The sequence below is a fragment of the Bradyrhizobium sp. Mp19 genome (genome assembly GCF_029952935.1).
Lineage (GTDB): Bacteria > Pseudomonadota > Alphaproteobacteria > Rhizobiales > Xanthobacteraceae > Bradyrhizobium > Bradyrhizobium elkanii.
On the sequence record NZ_JASAUT010000001.1, the window covers coordinates 52,240 to 77,062 of the forward strand.

The following is a 24,823-nucleotide window of genomic DNA, read 5'->3' on the forward strand; positions in this document are numbered from 1 at the left end:
TATGGAAACGCCAGTGGCAAGTCTGCGCCTGTTACAGCGGAGGACCTGTCATGCGCATCCACCATCTCAACACCGGCACGATGTGCCCGATCGGAAAGCGGCTCGTGAACGGCAGCGGCAGCATCTTCCAGCGGGCGCGGATGGTCTGTCATTGCCTGCTGGTCGAGAGCAATGACGGACTCGTACTGGTCGACACCGGGATCGGGCTCGACGACATCGGCGACCCGCCGCGGCTCGGACGCAAATGGGTGCGGCAGACGACGCCGCGGCTCGATCCGGCCGAGACGGCGGTGCGGCAGGTCAAGGCGCTCGGCTTTTCAGCTGATGATGTGCGCCATGTGCTGCTGACGCATCTCGATCGCGATCACGCCGGCGGCGTGCCGGACTTTCCGAAGGCCAGGGTGCACGTCCATCGCAAGGAGTACGATATGGCGGTGACGCATCAGGTCACGCCACCGCAGGGGCGCTACATCACGGCGCAGTGGCAGCACGGGCCGGACTGGGCGTTCTATGGTGCCGGCGGCGAGGACTGGTTCGGCTTCAAGGGCGTGCGCACGCTCGGCGACCGCGAGCCGGACATCCTGATAATCCCGTTGCCGGGCCACACGCTCGGCCATTGCGGGATCGCGGTGCGCGACAAGAGCAAATGGCTGCTGCACGCCGGCGACGCCTATTTCCACCACGTGCAGCTCGATGCCAGGCCGCGGATCCCCCTGGTGCTCGGCATGTTCCAGCGCCGCGCGGACATGGATCGCGCGACGCGCATCCAGAACCAGGAACGGCTGCGCCAATTGAAGGCGGCGCATGGCGCTGATGTGACGATCGTCAACAGCCACGATCCCGTCGACTACGAGACCTGCCGCTGCGGCCGGCATGCACTGGATGTGAGCTAACGCTTGCGCGCCGCGGGCGGCGGGGCCGGCGCGGGGAGCGGCGGCGGCGCCTCCTGCTTGGCCGCGACCGGCTCGGTCTGCACCTTGCACGAGGAGGCGGCGAGCGAGGCCTGCGCCTGCGGCATCAGGCCGGGCTCCGGCGCCAGCGCCTTCAGCAGGATCAGGCCGGTTGATGTCGGCGAGTCGATGATCAGCCGGTCGGCAGCGGTGATTTCCTCGTCCTCCGGCAGCTCGTTGTGCTGCGCCTCCGTCATCAGGTCGAGCTCGATCACCTTCTTGCCGGCGGAGCGGTCGTTGATCGCGTAATAGGCGACCTCGTTGCGGGTATAGAACGACACCGACGTATAGGCCTGGCTGACCGGCACGGTGAGCTTGAGCGGTCCGGTCGAGAGATCGTAGCGGCAGATCGCCACCGCGAAGGCCGGATCCATCAGCGGCATCGGCGAATGGCTCGGGTCGGCCAGCGGCAGCTGCGTCACCTCGTTGAGCTTGGTCATCGGCGTCAGCCGCGAATAGGCGTCCTGCGAGGCGATGCGCGGCAGCGCCAGTACGCTGACGAGGTGCACCACGCCGCCGAGCAGCACGCCTGCGAGGATGGTGAGCAGCACGCGGATCATGGGCAACCCGTCGTTGCGATCGAGGGCATCGGCGCGTCGCGCTGCGTGCGGGTCGCGACCCCGACCGGCGTATCGTAGAGGCGCAGCATCAGCGCGTAGCGCTCGATGCCGCCGGTCGGCAGCCAGTTGCCGGCGCGCGAGCGCGAGGCAATGTGGATCTCGAACGTGCCGTCGGAGGCGCGCATGATCTCCTGGCTGGTGAAGCCGTAGCGCTGCAGCGTGTTCGCGACCAGATGGCCCTTGCGGTCGAACAGCGTCAGCGTCCAGAACCGCGCCGCCGGCGTCACGCCGCTGACCACGATGTCGCAGCGCCCGTCGAGCGGCTTGTTCTTGTCGTCTGATGTCGCCGAGAACGCGATGCCGTCGCCGGTGCCGATCGGCAGCTCGCCGCTGCGCGCGATGGTGGCGCGCGAGTAGGGGTCGACATCGGAGGTGCCGCTCTTCGGACGCGCGGTCCAGGCGCCGATCTTCAGCGTGCCGAGATCGGTGCCGCGGGTCGCCGTCGCATAGGTCAGGCCGAGGCCAACGGCCGTGGCGATCACGAGTGCCAGCAAAGTGGTGAGGAGGAGCCGCACGTCAGTTCTTGCGTGGCACGGCCGGTGTCGCGCCGTCCGGCCCGGCCGCGGCAACGTAGTTTTCGGGGAACGCCAGCGCGCTCGAGGACTCGGCCTTGCCGGTCTTCGAAGGCTCGTTCAGCGTGGTCTTGCCGGCGGTCTTGGCGGCGTCGTCGAGCAGCTTCTCGACCCGCACCAGGATATCCGCGCCGCGCTTGGTCAAAACCGGCGGCGGGCCCGGCTTGGTTTCCAATACGCGCGGCGCCGCGTTGGCCTGGGCATTGGCCTGCGCCGGCTGCGGCGGCAGCTTCTGGCCCATGCCGACGCCGACGAGCTCCTTCACCTCCACGCCCTGATGCGCGGCGACCATGATGTCGTGCCAGGTCTGCGCCGGCAGCGAACCGCCGGTCATGCGGTTGGTCGGCGAATAGTCGTCATTGCCGTACCAGACCGCGCAGGTGAAGTTGCCGGTGTAGCCGACGAACCAGGCGTCGCGATAGGCGTTGGTGGTGCCGGTCTTGCCCGCGGTCGGAATGCCGTCGAGCGCGGCGCGGCGCGCGGTGCCTTCGCTGACCACGTGGCTCATCATGCCGGCCATGTCGGCGGCGATGTTCGGCGGAATCGCCTGCCGCGGCTTCGGACCGTCCCGGTCCCAGCGCCACACCAGGTCGCCGGTGCCGGTGCGCACCTCGAGCACCGAATGCGGCGTCACCGCCTTGCCGCGGTTCGGGAAGGTCGCATAGGCGACCGCGTGCTCCAGCACCGTGACTTCGTCGGAGCCGATCGGCAGCGACGGCGTATCGGGCAGCGGCGCCTTGAGGCCGAAGCGGCGCGCGACCTCGACGATCTTGGCGCGGCCCGCCTTCGGCCCTTCCTTGCCGCCCATCATGATCGAGAGCTTGACCGGTACCACGTTGATCGAGCGGGTGATCGCCTGTGTCAGCGTCACCTGACCCGAATAGGAATGGCCATAGTTCTGCGGGCACCAGTTGCCGATGCAGACCGGGCCGTCGACGATCTTCGAGTTCGGCGTGAAGCCGTTCAGCAGCGCCGTGGTGTAGACATAGGGCTTGAACGACGAGCCCGGCTGGCGATAGGCGTCGGTGGCGCGGTTGAACTGGCTCGCACCGTAGTCGCGTCCGCCGACCATGGCGCGGATGCCGCCATCGAGATCGGACACCACGGTCGCGGCCTGCGTCGCGTGATAGTCGCGCCCGAACTGCCGCAGCTGGTTCTCGATCGCTTCCTCGGCCGCCTTCTGCACGTTCATGTCGATCGCGGTGCGGACCACGAAGACGCGCTCGGTGTAGGATTTCGGGAAGGTGTCGACCAGCTTGCGCATCTCGTCGAAGGCGTAGTCGAGATAGTAGTTCGGCGAGTTCTCGTCGCGCCGGTCGACTGCGACCGCGGGATTGCGGCGGGCGCCGAACACCTGGCCCTCGGTCATGAAGCCGGCATCGACGAGGTTGTCGAGCACGACATTGGCGCGGGCGCGCGCCGCGGGCAGGTTGATGTGCGGGGCGTATTTGGTCGGCGCCTTGAACAGGCCGGCGAGCATCGCGGCCTCCGCGAGATTCACGTCGCGCACCGACTTGTTGAAGTAGAAGTGCGCCGCGCCGTCGACGCCGAAGGTGCCGCCGCCCATATAGGCGCGGTCAAGATAGAGCTTCAGGATCTCGTTCTTGGTGAGCCGCGTCTCCAGCCAGATCGCGAGGAAGGCTTCCTTCACCTTGCGCTCGATGGTGCGCTCGTTGTTCAGGAACAGGTTCTTGGCGAGCTGCTGGGTGATCGACGAACCGCCCTGGCGGACGCCGCCGGCCTGCGCGTTGGTGGCGAGCGCGCGGGCGAGGCCCGGCACGTCGATGCCGAAATGGTCGTAGAAACGTCGGTCTTCGGTCGCGAGCGTCGCCTTGATCAGATTGTCCGGAAAATCTTCCAGTGGGATCGAGTCATTATGCTTGATGCCGCGGCTGCCGATCGGGTTGCCGTAACGGTCGAGGAAGGTCACCGCGAGGTCGGACTTCTTCAGCCAATCCTCGTCGGCGGTCTCGCGGAAGGCGGGGATCGCGAGCGTCAGCATCAGGATCATGCCGCCGAGCCCAAGCGTCGCGGCCTCCGACAGCGGCTCGATGAACACCCAGCGCTTCCAGCGGCCGACATAGAAGCGGTCCATGAAGGTGGAATAACGCTCAAAGAGCTCGCGCAGGCCCTTGCCCGACGAGAACAGCGTCGAGTCGATACGCGCATCGAGGTCCAGGAAGAAGTTCCGGACCTTCTGTTTCCAATGCGACGGCATGATCTGAAAGGACCGGACCCTTGATCAGTTCGACAGCGCTGCGGGTGCCCAAAACGGGCACGGGCCAGCGTCTTGCTTCGATGTTGCGGCAATCCCAAGGCGCTTTTGCGTCGTTGGGGACTCGTTCGTTGTTCTATCCGAGCGGCTGCCATAAACCAATGGCGCGGCTTGTGAATTTAATGAAAGCCCTAACGCTGCCCACCGGCTTTTTCGACCCCGCAATACCACCCCCTTGCGGAGGGAGCGCCGGCATCCCAAGAAGAGTTGCACCGTCATTTCAGGGATATCATGACCACACCGCCCAAGCGCCCGTCGGACCAGGAGGGATTCTTCTGGAAAACCAAGACGTTGGAAGAAATGTCCAACGCCGAATGGGAGAGCCTGTGTGACGGCTGCGCACGCTGCTGCCTGGAGAAGCTCGAGGACGAGGACACCGGCAAGATCTATTTCACCCATATTTCCTGCAAACTGCTCGATTCCGGCCTCTGCACCTGCAAGGACTACCCGAACCGTTCCGACCAGGTTCCGGATTGCGTCCGCCTGACGCCCGAAAATGTCCGGACGCTGAACTGGCTGCCGCCGAGCTGCGGCTATCGGCTGGTGGCCGAGGGGCGGGACCTCTATTGGTGGCATCCCCTCATCTCGGGCGATCCCAACACCGTCCACGAAGCCGGGGTCTCGGTGCGCGGGCGGGTGGAGGGCACTGAACTCGACGTCAACGACGCCGATCTCGAGGATCATATCGTGCGATGGCCGGCTCTGCTGCCGAAACGGGCACAATTGAAGAAGCGGCCGAAAATGCTGGGCAAGACGACCAAAGCGTGACGTCGTCGCCGCGTCCGCGATCACGTCACCGCGAGAAGATCGCGGCGGGATGCACCCATGCGCTGGGGTGCCTGCCTCAGCATTCAATTGCTGCATAAATTGCGAAGCAGAGAATGATTCCATCGCGGGACGCGCCCGCGCAGCAGCATTACGCCTCAAATGAACAAGTATGAACGGCAGAGCCGGATTCCTGCCGACCAATCCACATTGCCTGAAGACATTGCCGAAGAGCTGTCTCATCTCCCGAGCGAGGTGATCGAACTCAGCGACGCGCCGCCGCTGGCGCCGCCGGCACCGCTCAATCCGGACGAAGTCCGCACCATCGTCATCAGCCTGATGCTGACGATGTTCCTGGCCGCGCTCGACCAGACCATCGTCGCGACCGCGCTGCCGACGATCGGGCGCCAGTTTCACGACGTCACCAATCTGTCCTGGGTGATCACGGCCTATCTGCTCGCCTCCACCGCGGTGGCGCCGGTGTTCGGCACGCTGAGCGACATCTATGGCCGCCGCGTCATGATCATCACCTCGCTCAGCCTGTTCGTGGTCGGCTCGGTGCTGTGCGCGATCGCGCCCAGCATGACCATGCTGATCGTTGCCCGCGGCCTGCAGGGGCTCGGCGGCGGCGGCATCATGCCGGTGGTCCAGACCGTGATCTCCGACGTGGTGAGCCCGCGCGAGCGCGGCCGCTATCAGGCCTATTTCTCCAGCGTCTGGATGGCCGGCGGCATTCTCGGCCCGGTGGTCGGCGGCGTGTTCGCCGAGCATCTGCACTGGTCGATGATCTTCTGGATCAACCTGCCGCTCGCGGCGGCGGCGCTGGCGCTGCTGCTGCCGAAGATGAGCAAGATCCCGGTGTTCCACCGCAAGCGCAAGGTCGACTGGCTCGGCGGCGTGCTGCTGATGGCCTCGGCCGTCGTGCTGATGCTGGTGCTGACCTGGGGCGGCACCAAGCTGTCCTGGCTGTCGCCGACGATTACGGCGATGATCGGCGCCTCGATCGCGCTTGCCGGCGCCTTCGTCTGGCACGCGCGCCGCGCCGACGAGCCGTTCCTGCCGCTGTCGCTGCTCGGCGGCTCGGTGGTGCCGTTCGCGATGGGGGCGGGCGGCTGTGCGCTCGGCGCCATGGTCGGCCTCACCGTCCACCTGCCGCTCTATTATGAGGTGGTCTATCACCTCACCGCCAGCGAGGCCGGCCTCGCGCTGATCCCGCTCGCGGCGATCTCGACCTTCGGTGCCGCGATTGCCGGCCGGACCATGGCGAAGGCCAAGCACTACAAGCGTGTCGCGATTGTCGGCACCTCGGTGGCCGCGATCTGTGCCGTCGGCATGGCGGTGACGACGCTGCCGCTGTGGGGACTGTTGCTGTTGATGAGCGTGTTCGCGCTCGGGCTCGGCACCACTTTCCCGATCAGCGTGGTGTCGCTGCAGAATGCGGTGGCGCGGCCGCAGGTCGGCACCGTCACCGGTGCGATGAACTTCTTCCGCGCGATGATGGCCTCCTTCACGGTCGCCGCCTTCACCACCATCCTGCTCATGACGCTGGGGACCGACATCTCGCTCGCCGGCGAGCATCATGCCACGGCCAGCACCGTCAGCGCGATCCCGATGGCCGACATGATCCATGCGTTCCGCTACGTGTTCGGCGCCGCCGCCGTGCTGCTGACCACCGCCTCGATCTGCATGATCACGATGGAAGAGCGCCCGCTCGCCGGTCCCGCCGCCCACCCGCCGGCGGAGATGGCTGAGTAGGGGCGGTGGCCCATACACCGCTGTCGTCCCGGCGAAAGCCGGGACCCATACGCCGCGGCGATGTTGTGGATGGGACTCGTCGTTCCAACATCGCGTAACAATCAGCATTCGTGGTATGGGTCCCTGCTTTCGCAGGGACGACACTGAGCTTGTCGCACGGCCAGCGGGAAACAATCCGCGTTCTCGCGACATGAATTGCCCGAGCCTTGCTTTACGTTCCGCTCTCTCCGCTTCGCTCGCCCTGCGTAATTTGCGCAGCGGGGAACGACGATCTGAGAGATCGGCGCCCGACGACCTTTTATTCCCCCTCTGCCTCAAATTTATTCAGCCGCACCGCGCCGACCCACTACTTTAGTCGCCGTCCATGCATGACGATCTGCGCGCAGTTTCACTTGCTGCGCATTTTGTCGCGGCTATAGTCGCGCCCCAAGAGCTCGAAGCAGCCGAAGAAAAAGAGGAGAGAAACAGGGTGACAAGAACATCGCGACTCCCCGTGCATGCGATGCAGAAACTTGCAGGAGCGGCCGTGTTGGGCCTGTTGGCTGCGCCCAGCGGAGCGCTGGCTGCCGACACCCTCAAGATCGGCGTGATCGCCGAAGCGCAGGCGATTGCCGGTGCATCGATCCCGCAGGCGGCGCAGCTGGCCGCCGACGAGATCAACGCCAAGGGCGGCATCGACGGCCGCAAGATCGAGATCGTCAGCTACGACAACCACTCGTCCTCGGCGGATTCGGTGCGCGCGTTCCAGCGCGCCGTCAACGAAGACAAGGTCAACGTCGTCATTTCGAGCTACATCAGCGAGGTAGTGCTGGCGCTCGAGCCCTGGGCCTCGCGCCTGAAGACGCCGTTCGTCACGCCCGGCGCCGCCTCCAACGAGATCAGCAAGAGCGTCCACGCCGATTACGAGAAGAACAAGTACACCTTCCACGGCTACCTGACCTCGGCCGCGCTGGCGCTGTCGGTCTGCGACGCCGCCAAGGAGCTCCTGGTCGATCAGAAGCACATGAAGACCGCGGTCATCATGAGCGAGGATGCGGCGTGGACCAAGCCGCTCGATGTCGGCTACGAGGAGTGCCTGCCGAAGATCGGGCTCAAGGTCGTCGACCATATCCGTTTCTCGCCCGACACCACCGACTTCACGCCGATCTTCAACAAGGTCGAAGGCTCCAAGCCCGACGTGATCATCACCGGCATCTCGCATGTCGGCGTGCAGCCGACGGTGCAGTGGAAGAACCAGCAGGTGCCGATTCCGATGTTCGGCATTTCCTCACAGGCGACCAACGAGACCTTCGGCAAGGACACCAACGACGCGGCGGAAGGCGTGCTGTATCAGGGCGTCTCCGGCCCGAACGTCGCGGTGACGCCGAAGTCGGTGCCGTTCGCGGAGGGCTTCAAGAAGCGCTACGGCAACTATCCGTCCTACGCGGGCTACACCGCCTATGACGAGGTCTACTACATCGCGGATGCGGTGAAGCGCGCCGGCTCGGTCGAGGCCGACAAGATGGTCGATGCGCTGGAGAAGACCGATTGGGAAGGCACCATCGGACGCGTCCAGTTCTACGGCAAGAACGATCCGTTCACCCATTCGATCAAGTACGGCAAGGGCCTGATCACCGGACTGATGCTGCAGTGGCAGGGCGGCAAGCAGGTCGCGGTCTGGCCGAAGGAGGTCGCCAAGAGCGACCTCAAGTTCCCGAGCTTCGTCAAGGTCACCACGAATTAGTTGATGATCATGCTCCCGGGCCCCTCCCGGGAGCATCGGTCTTCGGTTCCGCGTCCTCCACAACAGGCAGCCCCGCTGCCGCGGCCAATCTGAGATGCTTGCCTTACAAATCCTGATCGATGGCTTTGCCATCAGTGCGCTCTATGCACTCGGCGCGACCGGCTTCACCCTGATCTTCGGTGTCTCCGGCGTTCTCAACCTCTCCCACGGTGCCATCATGGTGGCCGCAGCGGTCGCGGCCTGGGCCGCGGCCAGCGTGCTGCACCTCGACATCTATACCGGCGCGCTGTTCGGTGTCGGCGTCGCGCTGATCGTGTCGTTCGCGACCTATTTCGCGGTCGTCAAGCCGATCCAGAATTCGAGGCGGATCCCCAACGAGGAGAAGGAAATCTTCGTCCTCACCGGCACCCTGCTGTGGGGCATCATGATCCAGGAGCTGATCGCCTATTTCTTCACCAACAACGCCAAGACGGTGCTGCCGATCGTCGAGGGTGTCGTCGATATCTTCGGCAACCGCACGCCGCGCAACAATATCTTCACCGCGCTGGTCTGCTGCCTCGTGATCGGCCTGCTGTGGCTCCTGGTGAACCGCACCAGGACCGGCAAGGCGGTGCTGGCGGCCTCGATGAACCCGCGCGGCGTCACGCTGCTCGGGCTCGAGCTCACCCAGATCTACATCGTGGTGTGGGGCATCTACGGCATTCTCGCCGGCATCGCCGGCGTGCTGCTCGGCATGTTCCTCGGCGTCAGCTCCTACAGCGTCGGGCCGCTGACCGCGAGCGCGTTCTCGATCGTCGTGCTCGGCGGCCTCGGCAGCGTGTCGGGCTCGCTGATCGCAGCCTTCGTCGTCGGCTATCTCGAGACCATCACGGCCTACATGATCTCGCCGGCCTATCGCACCATTCCGGCGCTGCTGCTTCTGGTGTTCGTGATGTATATCCGGCCTCAAGGCCTGCTCGGGAGGCGCTGAGATGGCCAGCTTCTTTTCCTCGCGCCTGTTCTTCATTTCGCTGGTCTGCGTGGTGGTCGCCGCGACGCTGCCGTTCTACGTCTCGGGCTACATCCTCGGGCTGCTTACCGTCGCGTTCTATTTCGGCGTGTTCGCGATGGCCTGGGACCTCCTGTTCGGCTTCGCCGGCGAGGTCAATTTTGGGCCGACCTTCCTGATCGGCACCGGCGCCTACACCGCCGGGATCCTCAACAACCAGTTCGGCTGGTCGGTCTACGTCTGCATCCTGCTCGGCGCGCTGGCGTCGGTCGTCGCGGGCTTCGTGCTGGCGCTGCCGGCGCTGCGGGTGAGGGGACCGTATTTCGGCCTGACCACGCTGGTGGCGGTTTTGATGCTGCAGAACTTCGTTGTCGTGTTCGCCGATCTCACCGGCGGCGAGATCGGGCTCACTATCCCTGACGTCATCACCATCAATGCCGGCGCCAATTACTGGATCGCGCTCGGCTTCATGACCGTGAGCGCAGCCATCCTCTATGGCCTGTCGCAATCGCCGGTTGGCCTCGTGCTGCAGGCGAGCGGGCAGGACCCGGTGCAGGCCGGTGCGCTCGGCTTCAACATCGTCAAGCACAAGCTCGCGGCCTTCATCGTCAGCGCCTTCTTCTCAGGACTGTCGGGCGCGCTCTTGGTGTTCTACTTCGGCACTGCCTCGGTCGGCACCGTGGTCGACGTCGCCGTCGGCGTGAACGTGATCGTCTCTGCCGTGCTCGGCGGCCGGCGTACGGTGCTCGGCGCCGCGTTAGGCGCGATCTTCCTGATCGTCGCCGGCGAATTCCTGCGCCCGACCGGCGAGCTTGCGACCTTCATCGTCTCGGCGGTGGCGCTGCTCGTCGTCCTGTTCTTCCCCGGCGGTTTCCTCGGAGCGGCCCTGTCACGCGAGGCGCGCTCTTAAATGGATCAGACTGTGACCACAGCAACGCTCACCGTCCGTGGATTGACCAAGCGATTCGGCGGCTTGACCGCCGTGAAGAACCTCTCGTTCGACCTGCATCCCGGCGAGATCCTCGGCCTGATCGGACCGAACGGCTCGGGCAAGTCGACCGCGATGAAGAGCGTGATGGGCATCGAGCGTCCGACCGCGGGCGAGGTGCTGTTCGAAGGCGAGAACGTCGCCGGGCTGCCTGCGCACAAGATCGCGCGCAAGGGCTTCGGCATGGTGTTCCAGCACTCGCGGCCCCTGAACCGGCAGACCGTGCTGGAGAACATCATGGTCGCGCTGTTGCCCGACAGCCTGTTCATGCTGTTTCCCGACAAGGCGCTGACCGAGCGCGCCAAGTGGATCGCCGAGCGCGTCGGACTGGGGGCGGTGATGGACCGCCGCCCGCCGACGCTGCCGTTCGCCGACCTGCGCCGGCTGGAATTGGCCAAGGCGATCGCGCGCGACCCCAAGGTCGTGCTGGTCGACGAGCCCTTCGCTGGTCTCACCAGCGCCGAGGTCGGCACCTTCTCCGCATTGATCCGCAGCTTCCGCGACGAGGGCCGCGCGGTGATGCTGGTCGATCACAACGTCAAGAGCGTCGCGGCGCTGGTCGACCGCGTGCTCGCGATGTATCTCGGCGAGGAGATCACGACCGGCCGCGCCGAGGACGTGATGAAGAACGAGACCGTGCGGCGGGTCTATCTCGGCGGCGCGATCGAGACCCACGCGCGGCCCGAGACCTCGTTCAAGGACAAGGTGCCGCTGCTGCAGGTCGAGAATGTCAGCGTGCATTACGGCAAGGCGCAGGCGCTGGAGAACGTCTCGATCCACGTCCATGAGGGCGAATTCGTCTCCGTCGTCGGCCTCAACGGCGCCGGCAAGACCACGCTGTTCAACACCATCTCGGGTTTCCTGCCCTATACCGGCGAGATCCTGCGCGGCGGACAGCCACTGCGCGGCACGGGGCCTGCGAAGATCGCCCGCTCCGGCCTCGTGCAATGTCCGGAATCGCGCGAATTGTTCGGCGAGATGACGGTGCGGGAAAATCTCGATCTCGGCGGTCAGCATCTCGACGATGCGGCGAGGGCCAAGCAGCTCGCCTGGTTGTTCGAGCTGTTCCCGATCCTGAAGGAGCGTCAGGGCCAGATGGCGCAGACGCTGTCCGGCGGCGAGCAGCAGATGCTGGCGATCGGCCGCGCGCTGATGATGCAGCCGCAGATCCTGATCCTGGACGAGCCGACGCTGGGGCTTGCGCCTGTTATCCTCGAGCTGCTGTCGAAGGCGCTGGAGAAGCTGCGCCAGACCACCAAGATCACGGTGCTGCTGGGCGAGCAGAACGTGACGTTTGCGCTTCCGCATGCCGACCGCGTCTATGTGCTGGAGCACGCGCGGATCGTCTGGGAGGGCGATCCGGGCCGGTTCGCCGCGGAGGCCGGCAAGGACTTTCTCTGACGTTCGCAGTTTGAAAAGAAGAAAGCAAAACAAGGGAGATCATGATGACAGCATATTCAACCGCGACCCGCGTGAGCCTGTTGGCCTCGGCGCTTGCGCTCTGCCTCGCGGCGCCGGCCTATGCGCAGTCCAAGGACCCGATCAAGATCGGCATCATTGCCGAAGTGCAGTCGATCGCGGGTGCGGCGACGCCGGGCGGCGCGCAGATCGCAGCCGACGAGATCAACGCCAAGGGCGGCGTGATGGGCCGCAAGATCGAGATCGTCACCTACGACAACAAGAGCTCGTCGGCGGACTCGGTGCGCGCCTTCCAGCGCGCGGTGAGTGAGGACAAGGTCTCCGCCGTGATCGCGAGCTATATCAGCGAGGTCGTGCTGGCGCTCGAGCCGTGGGCCTCGCGGCTGAAGATGCCGCTGATCACGCCCGGCGCTGCTTCGAACGAGATCACCAAGGCGGTTCACAACGACTATGAGAAGAACAAGTACACTTTCCACGGCTACCTGACCTCGGCCGCGCAGGCGCAGCTGGTCTGCGACGCGGCCAAGGAGCTGTTGGTCGACCAGCTCAAGTTCAAGTCGGTCGCGATCATGAGCGAGGACGCAGCCTGGACCAAGCCGCTCGACGTCGGCTACGAGGCCTGCCTGCCGAAAGCGGGCCTGAAGGTGGTCGAGCACATTCGCTTCTCGCCCGACACCACCGACTTCACGCCGATCTTCAACAAGATGGAAGCCGCCAAGCCCGACGTGATCGTCACCGGCATCTCCCATGTCGGCGTGCAGCCGACCGTGCAGTGGAAGAACCAGCAGGTGCCGATCCCGATGTTCGGCATCAGCGCGCAGGCGCTGAGCCCGACCTTCTGGGGCGACACCAACGGCGCGGCCGAGGGCGTGCCCTCGCTCGCGGTGGCGACGCCTGATGTTGCCGTCACGCCGAAGACCAAGCCGTTCGCGGCGGCGTTTAAGGCCAAGTTCGGCACGCCGCCGGCCTATACCGGCTACACCGCCTATGACGAGGTCTACATCATCGCCGAGGCAATCCAGCGCGCCGGCTCGACCGATCCGGACAAGATGGTGACCGAGCTCGAGAAGACCGACTTCGAGGGTACGATCGGCAAGATCCAGTTCTACGGCAAGAACGACGAGTTCACCCACGGCATCAAGTCCGGTCCGGGCGCCGTGACCGGCCTCGTGTTCCAGTGGCAGGGCGGCAAGCAGATCACGGTCTGGCCGAAGGCGATCGCCGAGGGCCAGATGAAGTTTCCGAATTTTGTGAAGCTCTCGCAGTAGCTGACGTACGCGCCGTCATTGCGAGGAGCGTAGCGACGAAGCAATCCATCTATCCCGGCGTGGAGGGGTGGATTGCTTCGCTTCGCTCGCAATGACGATCGGCGAATGTGAGCCCCAAACTACTTGCGCGTCGGCGGCGCCGTCTGGATCGTCGGCGCGGCTGCCGCGAGCAGCGCGGCACGGTCGCCGTTGCGCGGCGGATAGATGCGCTGCTGGTTGATGGTCTGCTTGGTGAGCTTGGCGGCGGCGCCTGACGTATGCACCTCGCGGTCCCAGCCGGTGGTGTAGAGCGCGCCCCAGGCTCCGAGATCGAGCACCGTCACATACCAGTCGATATTGAGCGGCAGCAGCTTTTCACCAAACAGATCGGCGACCACATTGTGGCCGGCGAAGCGGCCCATCGGCCGCGCGAACTGGCAGGACATCACGGTCGGGTGCTCGCCGTCGATCAGGCAGGCGGCGACGTCGCCGGCGGCGAAGACATCCGGCAGGCCTTCGACGCGCATGGTGTGGTCGACTTTGATGCGGCCGAGCGCGTCGCGCCCGGCCGGCAGCGAGGCGGCGAGGGGGCTGGCGCGCATTCCCGCGCACCACACCGCGGTTTTGGTCGGAATGATCTCGCCGGAGTTGAGCGTGATGCTGTCGGCGCCGACGGCGCTGACCCGGGCATTCAGCCGCGTCTCGACGCCGAGCGTGGCCAGCGCCTCGTTGATGACCGGGCGGCCATGCGCGCCGAAGGTCGTGCCGACCACGGGATTGGGATCGATCAGGATGACCCGATGATCGCCGGTGATGCCGGCGTGCGCCAGCTTGGCCGGCATCTCGGCCGCGACCTCGATCCCGGTGAACCCTGCGCCGACGACCGCGACCGTCGCGCGTGCCTCTGATGGTGGCTCTTTGCCGAGCGCCGCCAGATGCGTGTCGAGCCGCATCGCTGCTTTATAGGTGTCGACATCGAAGCCGTGGGCGGCCAGGCCTGAGATGGCGGGGCGGACCAGCTCGCTGCCGGTGGTCAGCACCAGCCGATCGTAGCTCAGAACCTCCGCGTCCGCGCCGGTCTTGATCGTGACCGCGCGCGTCGCCGGATCGATCGCCGCGACCTCGGCCACCCTGTGGCTGACGCCGACCGGATCGAGCAGCTCGCTGAGCGGCAGCGCGACGTCGCCGAGATCGACCTCGTAATTGCGCACCCGAATGTTGTGATAGGCGTTGCGATCGACGACGAGGATTTCGGTATCCGCCGCGCGAGCGCCGATCTCGTCGCGCTTGCGGGCTGCGCCGAGCGCGGCCCATAGCCCGGCAAAGCCGGCCCCCAGCACCAGGATGCGCGCCATCTCTCCCTCCGAAGTTGCACCGGAGGGAGCTTGCCTGCGCCGGCGATGTCAAATCAAGTGGCAGAGAGGCGTGTGAGGTGCCCTCACGTCCCCGGCCGCGACACCTCGGTCTCCTTGCTGGTGATGAATTCCAGCAGCACCGGCACGCCTTCCTTGGTCTTCTGGATGCCGCGCTTGATCGCGGGGATGATGTCCTCGGGCTTGGTCACCCGTTCGCCGTAGCCGCCGAAGGCGCGGGCCATCGCGGCGTAGTCGCCGGAGATGTCGGTCGAGCGGTATTTCTCGGTCGAGATCGGCATCACCTTCAATTCGATCGCCATCGAGAAATTGTTGAGCAGGATCGACATGATCGGAATCCGCTCGCGCACCGCGGTCTCGAAGTCCATTCCCGTAAAGCCGATCGCGGCGTCGCCCCAGACATTGATGCAGAGCTTGTCCGGCTTTGCCAGTTTGGCGCCCATTGCAAGGCCCAGCCCGTAGCCGAGCTGCGTGGTCTTGCCCCAGCCGATATAGGACAGCGGCTCGACCGACTTCCAGAACGGCGAGAGCTGGTCGCGCGGGCTGCCGGCGTCGTGGGTGATGATGGTGTTGTGGGTGTCGACGGTGTGCTGCAGGTCCCACAGCACGCGGTAGGGATTGAGCGGCGCGTCGTTATGCGTCAGCTTCGGCATCCACTTGGCGAGCCACTCCTTGTGGGAGGCGGCGATCTCCTCGGCGACCGCGCTGGCGTTGCGGTCTGTGGTCACCGTCTTGCCGATCTCCTCCAGCAGCGCGTCGAGCACCAGGCCGGCGTCGCCGACCAGGCCGACCTTGGCCTCGACATCCTTGTTGATGTGGTTCGGATCGAGCGTCGAATGGATGATGGTCTTGCCCTTCGGCATCGCGATGCCGAACGACGTCTCGGTGAAGGAGCAGCCGATGCCGAAGATCACGTCGGCTTCGGAAAGAAATTTCGGCACCGCGCGCGGCACCGCGAGGCCGCCGGAGCCGAGCGAGAGCGGATGCGTCTCGGGGAAGGACGACTTGCCGCCGAGGCTGGTGGTAACCGGTATCGCAAGCCGCTCGGCAAGCCGCTTCAGCTGCGGCCAGGCCTTTGCGTAGTGCACACCCTGGCCGGCATAGATTACCGGACGCTTGGCGCCCACGAGCAGGGCGGCCGCTTCCTTCACATGGACGGGGTCGGCGCCGTAGCGGGTGCGCAGCACCGGCGTATAGTTCAAGGGCTCTGGCACCTCCTCGTTCCACATGTCGGCTGGGATTTCGACGATGACCGGCCCGCCGCGGCCGTTCTTCAGTTTGGTGAAGGCGCGGCGGAAGATGTTGCAGACCTCGGCCGCGATGTTGATCGGCTCCGAGGATTTCGAGAACGCCTTCATCGCCTGGCTGGAATTGAAGTTCGGGTCGATATTCGCGAGCCGGCGCGCATAGCCCATCGGCAGCACCAGGACGGGCACGGATTCGCCGTAGCACTGCGCGACGCCGCCCATCGCGTTCTCGGCGCCGGGGCCGTGCTGCATGCAGAAGGCGCCGATCTTCTCGCCCGAGGTGACGCGGGAGATCGCGTCCGCCATGTGCACGCCGATGCGCTCCTGGCGCACCATCACCGGGCGGATGTCGGCATTGGCGGCGTATTCGATCAGGTGGTTGACCGGGTAGCCCGTGAGGATCTCGATGCCCTCGCGCTTCATGATTTCCGCGATCGCGGTGCCGAGCTTCATGACGGTCACTCCCTTTGCATGCGGCCGGTTCGTTCCGGCCTCGTTGTCGCCTGTCCGATAAAGGAACAGGATTCCGCGGCACCGGTAAAGCGCGGCCGGGGCCGGATCAGGTAGTCCTGATATGCGTTTACGACTGGAGCTGTTTCCGCTCAGACAGGATCGGAGCGGAGCTCTTAAATTCTTGTTTTGACGCGTTTTCTTTGCGCGAGCCGGTGTCCACTTCGCTGGAAAGCGCTCCGGTCGCGGCCCGGTGCCTCGCCCGGCGGCAACCCGATGCAGGCAGAACTAGCAAGGAAATTCGCTGCAACTTTTAAGCGACCGTTCATCCTTTCCCTCAATGGGCCGTCAACCAATGTGGCCTAGTTTGGCCGGCATATTACTACGGCGCGGGAGAAAAAGCCGCGAGCGTCGGACAGGAGCTTTTCATGCGCGCGTTGATGGCAAGGTTTCTGCGTGATGAGGTCGGGGCGACGGCCATTGAATACGCCATCATCGCCGGTGGCATCAGCATCGTGATCGTCGCCGGCGTCCGGGGCATCGGCACCAGTGTGAGCGGCCAATTCAATGCCGTCAGTTCGGCATTCAAGTAAGCGCTGCCGGCAGCTCGGCATTTTCCGGATTCAGTCGTCCCCGTTCAACGCGCGCAGCATCGCGATGCGCGCGAACATCAACCAGCCGGCACCTTGTTCCGCCGCATTGATCAGATGCTCGACCGCGATCTGCCAGCGCGTCTCCTGCTGGGTGTCTTCCGATAGCTTCATGATGTAGTCGGCAGCGTGCTGCAGCGTCACCAGCGTGCCGCCGCGATGCAGCGCGATCGGTTCGTCAAACGGCGTCGACCAGGGCATCTCGACCAGGACATCTCAGGCGCGGCGGACCGGGCTCAACTTGCGGTCGCTGCGCTAGCCTGCCTTCTTCCGCGCCGCGGTGCCCTGGGCGCGCGTTGTCTTCTCGGCCTTCTTCGGCTCGGGCTTGGCCGCCTCCTTGGGCTCGCGCTTGCCGCTGCCGGAGATCGGCAGCAGCATTTCGCGCTGGCCCTCGATGCGCTTCTTCGGCTTCTTGCCCTTCGCGGCCTTTGCCTCGGCCTTGGCGGGCGCGGCCTGCTTCTCGTTGGCGATGCTCTTCTTCAGCGCGTCCATCAGGTTGATGACGTTGCCGCCGGTCTTCGCCGCGGGCTTGGCAACCTTGATGCCGTTGCGCTTCTGGTTGATCAGGTCGATCAGCGCCTGCTCGTAGCGGTCCTCGAACTCCTCCGGATCGAAGTCGGCGGACTTCTGCTCGACGATGTGCTTGGCGAGATCGAGCATGTCCTTGGTGATCTTCACATCCTGGATGTCGTCGAAATACTCCTTCTCGCTGCGCACCTCGTACGGGTAGCGCAACAGCGTGCCCATCAGCCCGTTGTCGAGCGGCTCGAGCGCGATGATGTGCTCGCGGTTGGTGAGCACCACGCGGCCGATCGCGACCTTGTTCAGGCTGCGGATGGTCTCGCGGATCACCGCAAAGGCGTCGTGGCCTACTTTGCCATCGGGAACGAGGTAGTAGGGGCGGATCAGATAGCGGCTGTCGATCTCGCTGCGCGGCACGAATTCGTCGATCTCGATGGTGCGGGTCGAATCCAGCGCGATGTCGTCGAGCTCTTCCTTGGTGACCTCGATATAGGTGTCGGTGTCGACCTTGTAGCCCTTCATGATGTCTTCGGTGGAGACTTCCTCGCCGGTCTCCGCGTCGACCTTGGCGTATTTGATCCGGTGGCCGGTCTTGCGGTTGATCTGGTTGAAGGAGACCTTTTCGGTATCCGATGTCGCCGGGTACAGGGCAACCGGGCAAGTCACGAGCGAAAGGCGCAAAAAGCCCTTCCAATTGGCGCGAGGGGCCATGGGCGGAAACTCCGATTACGCAACCGACGGAACGGCCAAGGATAACACCGGGGACCCCAGTTTGAAACAACACGGCCCGGTGAATCTCGCAACGGCGTTAACCGTGGCCTCGAGCTGCGCCCGTTTGACGCGGCGGGCGGGACTGCCGTCGGGACAGCCGTCACAGCGCTCGGAACATCGCTCCTGATCACGCGTTGGCTGTCGAAGGGGAGCGGCAAACGCCGGAATTACAGGTACTTAAGCAAAGAGGTTGCCATGGCAACGGAACGACACGGTCAAATCGTTGAAACCCCGACCGAGGCGCGCCAGGCCGAGCCTGGACCTTCGGTTCTCGCGCTGCTCACGGCCTCGACGGGGCTGGCTGTCCTGATCCTCGGCATTGTCTGGTTCGCCTTTTTCCGCGTGTGAGGCGATGATCATTGGTTGGCCGCGTGCGAGGACTTGATTTGTTAAACTGAGAGGCGGGGCGAAGCGGGCAGATTGCTCCCGGGAAGAATGCGTTCGGTCGATCGTGCCGGCTTCCGGCGCGCGGCTATCCCGCATGCGGGCCACATCGCATGGTCAAGCTGCACGATCGTCTTGACGCCCAGACGCGACGTCGATCGAACCAGCACCCGACGCAAAAATTCCAGCGCGCGGGCTGCCGCGATTGCCGACGTCGAATTCCAGATCGTGTCGAATGGAATTTCCCTGAGCGATAGCGTGCGGCCTGGCGGCGTTTTGCAGCGGTGATCTGTGATGCGCGAGGCGAATGGCTGCGGCGACGCGTCACGAGATCATCGAAATTGACTGCTAGCTGATTTGAATCAGATACTTCCTGAGCCTGAGATGTTCTATTCGCAAGAAGAAAAAAACTCGTTGCTGGCCCGCCTCAAGGAGAAAAGCGTTTCAGGTGTCTTCGTCGGACTGACGGTGCTGGCGATGGCGGGGTGGATTTATCTTCTCAGCTCGATGTTCCTGAAATTCATGCTCTGGTGGTTCTCCTGAGACGTTGTCTCGCGAGAACAACCATTGTTGACGCCTGATTATTGTTGCGCCGTTCGATTGCACAAAAATTCCAGCGGCTGAACAATCTTTCGGCGCGTGTAATCATGATGTCGTCACAACTTCGAATGTTAATAACATCGGGGCGAACGTGGACGATTGTGATGGTTTCTCCTGCTCTGATTCTCGCGGCGGTGTTCGTCGCAGGCTTCTTCTCCGGCTTCGCTGCGCGTTCGTGGCGGTCGCACAAGCGCCGCGCGCAATATCGGATCTATGCACCGTATGTGGCGCCATCAGCCGCGAAATCGTCGAGGCGGGAACAGCCGGTCAGTGCGTTTGGCCACATGCGTCGCGCGTTCTAGCGGAGTAGTTCGATCGAGGTAGCGCGACTGTGTGCGGTGAGTTGGGGTTGGCTGGCAACATGCAATCGGTCATCATGTCCGCGTCCGTTGCGGCAGGCGGGTTGGTTGCGTGCCAGCGTGCGCCTGATCTCGTCGCCAGCCCTGGGGATCGCAAGGGAACTTTCACGTCATGAGTGATCTCAGGGGGCATTCGCCAAGGCGGTATGTCGTCGATGTCAGTGGCAAGCGCGTGCTGGTCGGGCTGACGCTTGAGGAGACGTCGGAGTTCGAGGACCTCGACTCCTCGCTGCCGGGACTGGCGGACGGAGACGATAAGGGCACGGGCCTGGTGCCGTCAGCGGGTGAGGGACGGTGGCTCGAACTCTATGACAAGCACGACAAGGCCTGGATCAAGTGGAAAGCCGACCTGAGGGCCGGGCATGAGGGCAATTCACCCTTTTTTAACTAAGACCGGGCGATTTTGACCTGTGCTGCCTGAATGGGCCCGAACCGGATACTGACAGATGTTTCAGCTGTTTTTGCGGTCTCGCGCGCATGACCTGATCAGGTCGCGGCGCGGCGAGGAAGGTTTCAAGGCACGCTCGGCCGAGCGCGATGCCGAGACCGATCGCGCCCGGATCGGATCGATCGTGGCCGCGATCGAGACCGCGTTGCAGGCGGCCGAAAGCGAGCAATCCGGTCTTGGCCGCCGTGTCGATGATGTTCTGGCCCGCGCTGCGGTGACCCTCGGCAACGGCACCGACGAATATCTGGAACGCGAGGCGCTTGACAACTATCATCAAGACCTGTTTGACGCCGAGATCTCCAACGGCCAGCGCCGGCTCAAGGAATTGGCGACCGAGATTGCGCACTTCAAGTTCATGAAGGCCGCGGTCCTCAGCCGCTTTCCGGACTACAAGCCTCCGGCCGCCGGCAACTGACGCCTAGCGGGGCGCAACGCGCGGGCAGCTGCGGCTGCCGCGTGTAACGGCGTTTCCCGAAGGTCCGGCGCAAGGCGAAAGGCACAGGCAAAACGTGGTGATCGCAGGCAATCTACTCGTCACGGGCTGCGCCGGCTTCATCGGCTTCCATCTGGCGGAGCATCTGCTGCGGGCAGGGCAGCCGGTCATCGGCCTCGACAATCTGAACGACTATTACGACCCGGCGCTCAAGCGCGCGCGCCTCGATCTGCTCAAGCAGCACCGTGGCTTCACCTTCGTGGAGCTCGACCTCGCCGACCGCGCCGGCATGAAGGCGCTGTTCGAGCGTTATCGCTTCGAGGTCGTGGTGCATCTCGCCGCGCAGGCCGGCGTGCGCTATTCGCTGCAGAACCCGCACGCCTATGCGGATTCCAATCTGGAGGGCTTCCTCAACGTCCTCGAGGGCTGCCGGCACACCGCGTGCAAGCACCTGTTGTTTGCGTCCTCATCGTCGGTCTATGGCGCCAACACCAAGTTGCCGTTCTCGGTCCACGACAATGTCGACCATCCGGTCAGCCTGTACGCCGCGACCAAGAAGGCCAACGAGCTGATCGCCCATTCCTACAGCCATCTCTATCGCGTACCGGCGACCGGGCTGCGGTTTTTCACCGTGTATGGGACGTGGTATCGGCCGGACATGGCGCTCTATGCGTTCGCCGACGCGATCACCAAGGGCAAGCCGATCCAGCTGTTCAACAACGGCAACATGCGGCGGGACTTCACCTATGTCGACGACGTGGTCGAGGCGATGGTGCGGTTGATCGGCCGTGCGCCCGAGGGCGACGTGAACTGGTCGGGAGCGCATCCAGATCCGGGTTCGAGCCGGGCGCCGTGGCGGGTCTACAATATCGGCAACAGCAGGCCGGAAGAACTGATGCATGTGGTGGCGCTGCTCGAGCAGGGCTTCGGGCGGCAGGCCGAAAAGCGGTTGCTGCCGATGCAACCGGGAGATGTACTGGAGACGTCGGCCGACGTCTCCGACCTGGAGCGTGAAATCGGCTTCCGCCCGCAGACGCGGATCGAGGATGGTATTGCCAGGTTTGTCGCCTGGTATCGGGCCTATCACGAGGTCGATCGGACCTAGGGCCGCGAGAATCGTCGTCGCGTTTCTGCTCGTGGTCAGAGCTTGATCTTCGCGCAAACGCGATCCGCGTTTGTCGCGACGGAAAACCCTTCGCACTTCTCCGGATCATGCTTTAGTGCGCTCCTTGCGAGTCCGGGCTCGAGAAAAAAACTGATTCAGTTTGGAACGGAGTGTGGCAATGCGAGTTATCTCGGGTTTTGCGATCGCCTCAGCCGTGATCATGATCTCCAGCGCAATGGTTCCGGCGCATGCGATCGACGTGCAGGTGGCACGCGCCTGCGATGCTTTGGTGGCGAAGGCATTTCCGCCGCTGCAGCCCGGCAATCCCGCTTCCGGTAGCGCGAGGGGCGGTGCGAACGCCCAGCGGGACTATTTCAACAAGTGCGTCGCCAATGGTGGCAAGATGGACGACGATACGCCTCCTAAATCGAAATAGCGCGCGATCGCGACACGCGTGGCGAATTAGCGATGCTTATGGCGAACCTTCGCTGTCCGCTGCTGTTCGTGGCGACTGTGCAAGCGCGTGCGAATGGAGCGCCAAGCGCGCGAAAGGCGTTCGCTCCCTCTGTTCAAGCCGGACGCTTCGATCCCGCTCATTTGAATTAGAATAGCGTTAGCGCGGTTGGGGCAGGCGGAGGCGAAATCGCGCTTGATCCGATGTCCAGCGTTGAATTCATTTCGCAAGGTTGCTCGAGCGCTTCAGGACACCGTCAGCCGCTTCAATATTCGCAACCGGTCGAAACACTCTGCGATCCTTGATGGACATGGCAGCAGCAGATTTTGCGTCTAGGGAGCGGCTTGGTGGAATATCTTGTGTGCACCTGAACGCGTCCTTTTACGTGCGATCGCGGTAACACGGCGACATTGTGATAGCCGAACAATGCGCGTTCAGCATTGCACGACACGGCAGCCATCAATGATCACCAAGCAATATCATGCGCTTGGTAGAGCTTCTGACCCACATTGAGCCGCGTTGTCCAGCCGCGCGCCTTATCGCTGCCGCTGCCAACTCATCGGTACGACACATCAAAGGCCGCCGATCGAGCGCTTCGCGATCAGGTTGTGGAACCTGATTGAGAAAATTTAACTCGGAGCCGCGTTGGTCGCAAACCTGCCCCATTAACCGCCTTCCATGTGCGCGGAATAACCCTGTCATCGAAACTTCAATCACATCGCTCATACCCTTAACCGCAGAGCGAGGGCGCGCCATGAAGCAGCACAAAGTTCAACATTTGCATCAGCCGATCGAAGAGGCGTTGCTCGCGACCAATCAATCGCTGCGCAACGAAGTCGTTGCGCTGATGCTTGATATCGCTGAGTTACGTGAAATCCAGGAACGCCCGGGCTCGTCGCGGTCGTTCGGAATGTCTCGTGAGCAGAATACCCCGCGCGTCGCGCTGCGCCGGGTTCACAGCTGAAGTTCGTCAGCCTATTTCTCACCGGCAAAATATGCGGCCACGTCCTCGCCAATCCGGCGAGCATGCTGGCGCGCCTGCAGCTGCGGACAATTCAATTCTAAATTGAAGAATGCACCGGCCCAATGCTCGTTCAGGCGAGCTGGCGGACGTTGCTGCGGACAATCGCGGTCGTGAGGGTTGGGGCGGTCAGTGTTCCTGCGGCACGGACTTGTGCGCCCCGACATCGGACAGACGCTCGCGCAGGATCCAATTCTGCAAGACCAGTTCGACCGCGGTATGCCGGAGCTCGCAATTCTCTGCGACGAGGCGTTCCAGGATGTCGGCCGCCTCGCTGGACGCGGGTTGGCTCCCCTCGAAGACCTTGAGACGCGCCATGGTGTCGATCCTCGCAAAAACAATGTTGATCAGAGACTGGCTCTGACAAGCGTCAGCGCAGAATGGTTCGTGGATTATCGGGCGGACGTGGTTCCGCCTGATGGCCTTGGGTGGGAAAGCGCTTAATTGATAATTCGTGGATCGAGTTATGAGCGTTAGGTCTCGTGAAAATAATCCTCAAATATGTTGAAACCCTCATGACACCTAACGTCCTAGTAACTACTGCTGGGCGTGTACGCCCGCAAGCGGCCGGACGCGAAAGTTGCGGGATTAATTTGTTAGAAATTTGTGAAAGTTGCGCTTGGCCGATGAGGCGATTATCGCGGCGAGGCATGGCGCACTCACAATCTGTCGAGGGACCGATTGAATATTCTCATTTGCTTCCCGTTTGAGAATGCAAACAGTGCGCCAGTTATCCAGATCAAACTCTCATACACAGAAAGTCGTATAACTTTTTTTATCGGGCCCTTTCAGCGGAGGAATATTCCCCGTATATTCCGGTAAATACCTTGCAGCTTCGGCGTTTCTTCGCACTATGTGTTGCTGCCGACCGGCAAGTTCGAGGCTCCCGAAAGGCCCCCGGGAAACCCTCAATTTGAATTTCCTGTTGCATTTACATAGCTTATAGGCCATGCGATGATTGCTAATCTAGGGGGCAATGAGATGACCAATGAGGCGTCATTCTACTGAGGAGATCAGTTCCAAGGTCAAACAGGCCGAGGAACTCATGGCGCGGGGGCAGTCCCAGGCCCAAGCGTGCAAGGTGCTGGGCGTTAGCGTGATGACATTTCATCGCTGGCGCAAGCAGGAGGCCGCACGTGGCCACCAGGCGAATGGTACTGTTACCGAATTCGCCGCTCGCACCGATGATCGAGATGGGATCCCCCCTGTCCATAACCGTATTGATGAATTACGGCTGGAAAATGAACGGCTGCGCCGGATCGTGACCGACTTGCTGCTCGAGAAAATGAAGATCGAGGAGAAGCTTGCGCTCAGGTCCAGCGGCGGGAGCGGCTTGACCCGCCGTGGCGAAGCCCAAAGCTGACGTAACCTATCCGTTAATGGATGCGTGGAGGCCTGGGAGCCAGCAGCAGCTGGTCGCTCAGATGTGCCTTCTCCGACCTTGCGCGCAGCTCTTCGAAGATCGGACGCAGTCTGGCCTGTGCAAGGTCCAGACCTTTGACGATGTCCTGATTCGGCATGTCGGCCGGGAAGCGGGCCGCGCGCAGCTTGGTCTCGATCGCCTTGACCAGCACCTCGACGTCGTCGCGGTGCTGGCCTGCGACGAGCTCGGCGCCCATCAGGCGGATGAGATGGAGGAGGGCCACCAGCGCGGCCTCGGTTTCGCCAGCCGATGAACTCATGCGCGCTCTCTATCCGATATCC

At 63.6% G+C, this 24,823-nt stretch carries 27 protein-coding genes; 18 read left to right on the plus strand and 9 right to left on the minus strand.

Going from position 1 to position 24,823, the window contains the following annotated elements; genetic code table 11:
- Window positions 1–50: 50 nt before the first annotated feature.
- Window positions 51–893: an MBL fold metallo-hydrolase gene (locus QJT82_RS00250; protein WP_028345338.1), complete on the plus strand. Its 843-nt coding sequence runs from the start codon at window positions 51–53 to the stop codon at window positions 891–893.
- Here the strand turns inward: QJT82_RS00250 and QJT82_RS00255 are convergent.
- Genes QJT82_RS00255 through QJT82_RS00265 form a run of 3 tightly spaced genes read right to left on the minus strand, consistent with a single transcriptional unit; the run spans window position 890 to window position 4,360 of the window.
- Window positions 890–1,510, minus strand: a complete 621-nt coding sequence (locus tag QJT82_RS00255; protein WP_028345337.1) for a DUF1254 domain-containing protein — start codon at window positions 1,508–1,510, stop codon at window positions 890–892. The genes QJT82_RS00250 and QJT82_RS00255 overlap by 4 nt on opposite strands.
- Window positions 1,507–2,085 (minus strand): DUF1214 domain-containing protein, encoded by a 579-nt coding sequence (locus QJT82_RS00260; protein ID WP_028345336.1) that lies wholly within the window; start codon window positions 2,083–2,085, stop codon window positions 1,507–1,509. The genes QJT82_RS00255 and QJT82_RS00260 overlap by 4 nt, the downstream gene beginning before the upstream one ends.
- 1 nt (window position 2,086) lies before the next feature.
- Window positions 2,087–4,360, minus strand: coding sequence for a PBP1A family penicillin-binding protein (locus QJT82_RS00265; RefSeq protein ID WP_264641915.1), 2,274 nt, complete (start codon window positions 4,358–4,360; stop codon window positions 2,087–2,089).
- A gap of 288 nt (window positions 4,361–4,648) precedes the next feature.
- Here QJT82_RS00265 and QJT82_RS00270 point away from each other — a divergent pair, with 288 nt between their 5' ends.
- From QJT82_RS00270 to QJT82_RS00300, 7 genes are all read left to right on the plus strand, one after another.
- Entirely contained in the window at window positions 4,649–5,185 is a 537-nt protein-coding gene (locus tag QJT82_RS00270) for a YcgN family cysteine cluster protein (RefSeq protein ID WP_028345334.1), read from the plus strand.
- Between the two features lie 159 nt (window positions 5,186–5,344).
- Window positions 5,345–6,937 (plus strand): MDR family MFS transporter, encoded by a 1,593-nt coding sequence (locus tag QJT82_RS00275; protein WP_028345333.1) that lies wholly within the window; start codon window positions 5,345–5,347, stop codon window positions 6,935–6,937.
- Window positions 6,938–7,439: 502 nt separating this feature from the next.
- The gene (locus QJT82_RS00280; RefSeq protein ID WP_051448222.1) at window positions 7,440–8,660 is read left to right on the plus strand and encodes an ABC transporter substrate-binding protein; all 1,221 of its coding nucleotides are present in this window, start codon (window positions 7,440–7,442) and stop codon (window positions 8,658–8,660) included.
- A 94-nt stretch (window positions 8,661–8,754) separates the two neighbouring features.
- Window positions 8,755–9,630, plus strand: a complete 876-nt coding sequence (locus QJT82_RS00285) for a branched-chain amino acid ABC transporter permease (RefSeq protein ID WP_018270667.1) — start codon at window positions 8,755–8,757, stop codon at window positions 9,628–9,630.
- A gap of 1 nt (window position 9,631) precedes the next feature.
- Window positions 9,632–10,558 carry a branched-chain amino acid ABC transporter permease gene (locus tag QJT82_RS00290; RefSeq protein ID WP_028345331.1) on the plus strand — a complete coding sequence of 309 codons (927 nt, stop codon included), beginning with the start codon at window positions 9,632–9,634 and terminating at the stop codon, window positions 10,556–10,558.
- Window positions 10,559–12,037 (plus strand): ATP-binding cassette domain-containing protein, encoded by a 1,479-nt coding sequence (locus tag QJT82_RS00295; protein ID WP_028331621.1) that lies wholly within the window; start codon window positions 10,559–10,561, stop codon window positions 12,035–12,037.
- 41 nt (window positions 12,038–12,078) lie between these two features.
- On the plus strand, window positions 12,079–13,323 hold the full coding sequence (locus QJT82_RS00300; protein ID WP_016841804.1) for an ABC transporter substrate-binding protein: 1,245 nt from the start codon (window positions 12,079–12,081) through the stop codon (window positions 13,321–13,323).
- Window positions 13,324–13,442: 119 nt separating this feature from the next.
- On the opposite strand, the gene QJT82_RS00305 is transcribed toward QJT82_RS00300, so the two are convergent.
- Window positions 13,443–14,657: an FAD-dependent oxidoreductase gene (locus QJT82_RS00305; protein ID WP_028345330.1), complete on the minus strand. Its 1,215-nt coding sequence runs from the start codon at window positions 14,655–14,657 to the stop codon at window positions 13,443–13,445.
- 83 nt (window positions 14,658–14,740) lie between these two features.
- Entirely contained in the window at window positions 14,741–16,375 is a 1,635-nt protein-coding gene (locus QJT82_RS00310; protein ID WP_028345329.1) for a thiamine pyrophosphate-requiring protein, read from the minus strand.
- Between the two features lie 425 nt (window positions 16,376–16,800).
- Here QJT82_RS00310 and QJT82_RS00315 point away from each other — a divergent pair, with 425 nt between their 5' ends.
- Window positions 16,801–16,965, plus strand: a complete 165-nt coding sequence (locus tag QJT82_RS00315; RefSeq protein WP_016841801.1) for a Flp family type IVb pilin — start codon at window positions 16,801–16,803, stop codon at window positions 16,963–16,965.
- A 30-nt stretch (window positions 16,966–16,995) separates the two neighbouring features.
- On the opposite strand, the gene QJT82_RS00320 is transcribed toward QJT82_RS00315, so the two are convergent.
- Both QJT82_RS00320 and QJT82_RS00325 read right to left on the minus strand, forming a co-directional pair.
- Window positions 16,996–17,223, minus strand: coding sequence for a hypothetical protein (locus QJT82_RS00320; protein WP_016841800.1), 228 nt, complete (start codon window positions 17,221–17,223; stop codon window positions 16,996–16,998).
- Between the two features lie 54 nt (window positions 17,224–17,277).
- Complete coding sequence (locus tag QJT82_RS00325; protein WP_028345328.1) at window positions 17,278–18,255, minus strand: Ku protein; 978 nt, start codon at window positions 18,253–18,255, stop codon at window positions 17,278–17,280.
- A 255-nt stretch (window positions 18,256–18,510) separates the two neighbouring features.
- Here QJT82_RS00325 and QJT82_RS00330 point away from each other — a divergent pair, with 255 nt between their 5' ends.
- From QJT82_RS00330 to QJT82_RS00365, 8 genes are all read left to right on the plus strand, one after another.
- Window positions 18,511–18,663, plus strand: coding sequence for a hypothetical protein (locus tag QJT82_RS00330; protein ID WP_016841798.1), 153 nt, complete (start codon window positions 18,511–18,513; stop codon window positions 18,661–18,663).
- A gap of 420 nt (window positions 18,664–19,083) precedes the next feature.
- A complete protein-coding gene (locus QJT82_RS00335) occupies window positions 19,084–19,242 on the plus strand; it encodes a hypothetical protein (protein ID WP_016841796.1) in 159 nt (52 codons plus the stop codon).
- Window positions 19,243–19,286: 44 nt separating this feature from the next.
- On the plus strand, window positions 19,287–19,601 hold the full coding sequence (locus QJT82_RS00340; RefSeq protein ID WP_155258888.1) for a hypothetical protein: 315 nt from the start codon (window positions 19,287–19,289) through the stop codon (window positions 19,599–19,601).
- A gap of 169 nt (window positions 19,602–19,770) precedes the next feature.
- Window positions 19,771–20,049, plus strand: a complete 279-nt coding sequence (locus QJT82_RS00345; protein WP_028345326.1) for a hypothetical protein — start codon at window positions 19,771–19,773, stop codon at window positions 20,047–20,049.
- Between the two features lie 55 nt (window positions 20,050–20,104).
- Window positions 20,105–20,521 (plus strand): hypothetical protein, encoded by a 417-nt coding sequence (locus QJT82_RS00350; RefSeq protein WP_028345325.1) that lies wholly within the window; start codon window positions 20,105–20,107, stop codon window positions 20,519–20,521.
- Window positions 20,522–20,621: 100 nt separating this feature from the next.
- Entirely contained in the window at window positions 20,622–21,644 is a 1,023-nt protein-coding gene (locus QJT82_RS00355) for an NAD-dependent epimerase (RefSeq protein ID WP_028345324.1), read from the plus strand.
- 178 nt (window positions 21,645–21,822) lie between these two features.
- Entirely contained in the window at window positions 21,823–22,080 is a 258-nt protein-coding gene (locus QJT82_RS00360) for a hypothetical protein (RefSeq protein WP_245288969.1), read from the plus strand.
- Window positions 22,081–22,852: 772 nt separating this feature from the next.
- Window positions 22,853–23,062 carry a hypothetical protein gene (locus tag QJT82_RS00365; protein WP_016841790.1) on the plus strand — a complete coding sequence of 70 codons (210 nt, stop codon included), beginning with the start codon at window positions 22,853–22,855 and terminating at the stop codon, window positions 23,060–23,062.
- A gap of 186 nt (window positions 23,063–23,248) precedes the next feature.
- Here QJT82_RS00365 and QJT82_RS00370 read toward each other — a convergent pair whose 3' ends face one another.
- Window positions 23,249–23,437 (minus strand): hypothetical protein, encoded by a 189-nt coding sequence (locus QJT82_RS00370; protein WP_028345322.1) that lies wholly within the window; start codon window positions 23,435–23,437, stop codon window positions 23,249–23,251.
- A 670-nt stretch (window positions 23,438–24,107) separates the two neighbouring features.
- Between QJT82_RS00370 and QJT82_RS00375 the strand changes: the two genes are divergently transcribed.
- Entirely contained in the window at window positions 24,108–24,482 is a 375-nt protein-coding gene (locus QJT82_RS00375) for a helix-turn-helix domain-containing protein (RefSeq protein ID WP_028345321.1), read from the plus strand.
- A 13-nt stretch (window positions 24,483–24,495) separates the two neighbouring features.
- Here QJT82_RS00375 and QJT82_RS00380 read toward each other — a convergent pair whose 3' ends face one another.
- Complete coding sequence (locus QJT82_RS00380; RefSeq protein WP_028345320.1) at window positions 24,496–24,801, minus strand: hypothetical protein; 306 nt, start codon at window positions 24,799–24,801, stop codon at window positions 24,496–24,498.
- Between the last annotated feature and the right edge of the window lie 22 nt (window positions 24,802–24,823).

Coding starts and splice junctions, on each gene's coding strand:
- QJT82_RS00365 (WP_016841790.1), top strand. CDS start 22,853: ATGAAGCAGCACAAAGTTCAACATTTGCATCAGCCGATCGAAGAGGCG.
- QJT82_RS00335 (WP_016841796.1), top strand. CDS start 19,084: ATGTTCTATTCGCAAGAAGAAAAAAACTCGTTGCTGGCCCGCCTCAAG.
- QJT82_RS00380 (WP_028345320.1), bottom strand. CDS start 24,801: ATGAGTTCATCGGCTGGCGAAACCGAGGCCGCGCTGGTGGCCCTCCTC.
- QJT82_RS00295 (WP_028331621.1), top strand. CDS start 10,559: ATGGATCAGACTGTGACCACAGCAACGCTCACCGTCCGTGGATTGACC.
- QJT82_RS00345 (WP_028345326.1), top strand. CDS start 19,771: ATGAGTGATCTCAGGGGGCATTCGCCAAGGCGGTATGTCGTCGATGTC.
- QJT82_RS00305 (WP_028345330.1), bottom strand. CDS start 14,657: ATGGCGCGCATCCTGGTGCTGGGGGCCGGCTTTGCCGGGCTATGGGCC.
- QJT82_RS00280 (WP_051448222.1), top strand. CDS start 7,440: ATGCAGAAACTTGCAGGAGCGGCCGTGTTGGGCCTGTTGGCTGCGCCC.
- QJT82_RS00350 (WP_028345325.1), top strand. CDS start 20,105: ATGTTTCAGCTGTTTTTGCGGTCTCGCGCGCATGACCTGATCAGGTCG.
- QJT82_RS00265 (WP_264641915.1), bottom strand. CDS start 4,360: ATGCCGTCGCATTGGAAACAGAAGGTCCGGAACTTCTTCCTGGACCTC.
- QJT82_RS00310 (WP_028345329.1), bottom strand. CDS start 16,375: ATGAAGCTCGGCACCGCGATCGCGGAAATCATGAAGCGCGAGGGCATC.
- QJT82_RS00320 (WP_016841800.1), bottom strand. CDS start 17,223: ATGCCCTGGTCGACGCCGTTTGACGAACCGATCGCGCTGCATCGCGGC.
- QJT82_RS00375 (WP_028345321.1), top strand. CDS start 24,108: ATGAGGCGTCATTCTACTGAGGAGATCAGTTCCAAGGTCAAACAGGCC.
- QJT82_RS00300 (WP_016841804.1), top strand. CDS start 12,079: ATGATGACAGCATATTCAACCGCGACCCGCGTGAGCCTGTTGGCCTCG.
- QJT82_RS00315 (WP_016841801.1), top strand. CDS start 16,801: ATGCGCGCGTTGATGGCAAGGTTTCTGCGTGATGAGGTCGGGGCGACG.
- QJT82_RS00370 (WP_028345322.1), bottom strand. CDS start 23,437: ATGGCGCGTCTCAAGGTCTTCGAGGGGAGCCAACCCGCGTCCAGCGAG.
- QJT82_RS00330 (WP_016841798.1), top strand. CDS start 18,511: ATGGCAACGGAACGACACGGTCAAATCGTTGAAACCCCGACCGAGGCG.
- QJT82_RS00325 (WP_028345328.1), bottom strand. CDS start 18,255: ATGGCCCCTCGCGCCAATTGGAAGGGCTTTTTGCGCCTTTCGCTCGTG.
- QJT82_RS00270 (WP_028345334.1), top strand. CDS start 4,649: ATGACCACACCGCCCAAGCGCCCGTCGGACCAGGAGGGATTCTTCTGG.
- QJT82_RS00285 (WP_018270667.1), top strand. CDS start 8,755: ATGCTTGCCTTACAAATCCTGATCGATGGCTTTGCCATCAGTGCGCTC.
- QJT82_RS00360 (WP_245288969.1), top strand. CDS start 21,823: ATGCGAGTTATCTCGGGTTTTGCGATCGCCTCAGCCGTGATCATGATC.
- QJT82_RS00290 (WP_028345331.1), top strand. CDS start 9,632: ATGGCCAGCTTCTTTTCCTCGCGCCTGTTCTTCATTTCGCTGGTCTGC.
- QJT82_RS00255 (WP_028345337.1), bottom strand. CDS start 1,510: ATGATCCGCGTGCTGCTCACCATCCTCGCAGGCGTGCTGCTCGGCGGC.
- QJT82_RS00250 (WP_028345338.1), top strand. CDS start 51: ATGCGCATCCACCATCTCAACACCGGCACGATGTGCCCGATCGGAAAG.
- QJT82_RS00275 (WP_028345333.1), top strand. CDS start 5,345: ATGAACAAGTATGAACGGCAGAGCCGGATTCCTGCCGACCAATCCACA.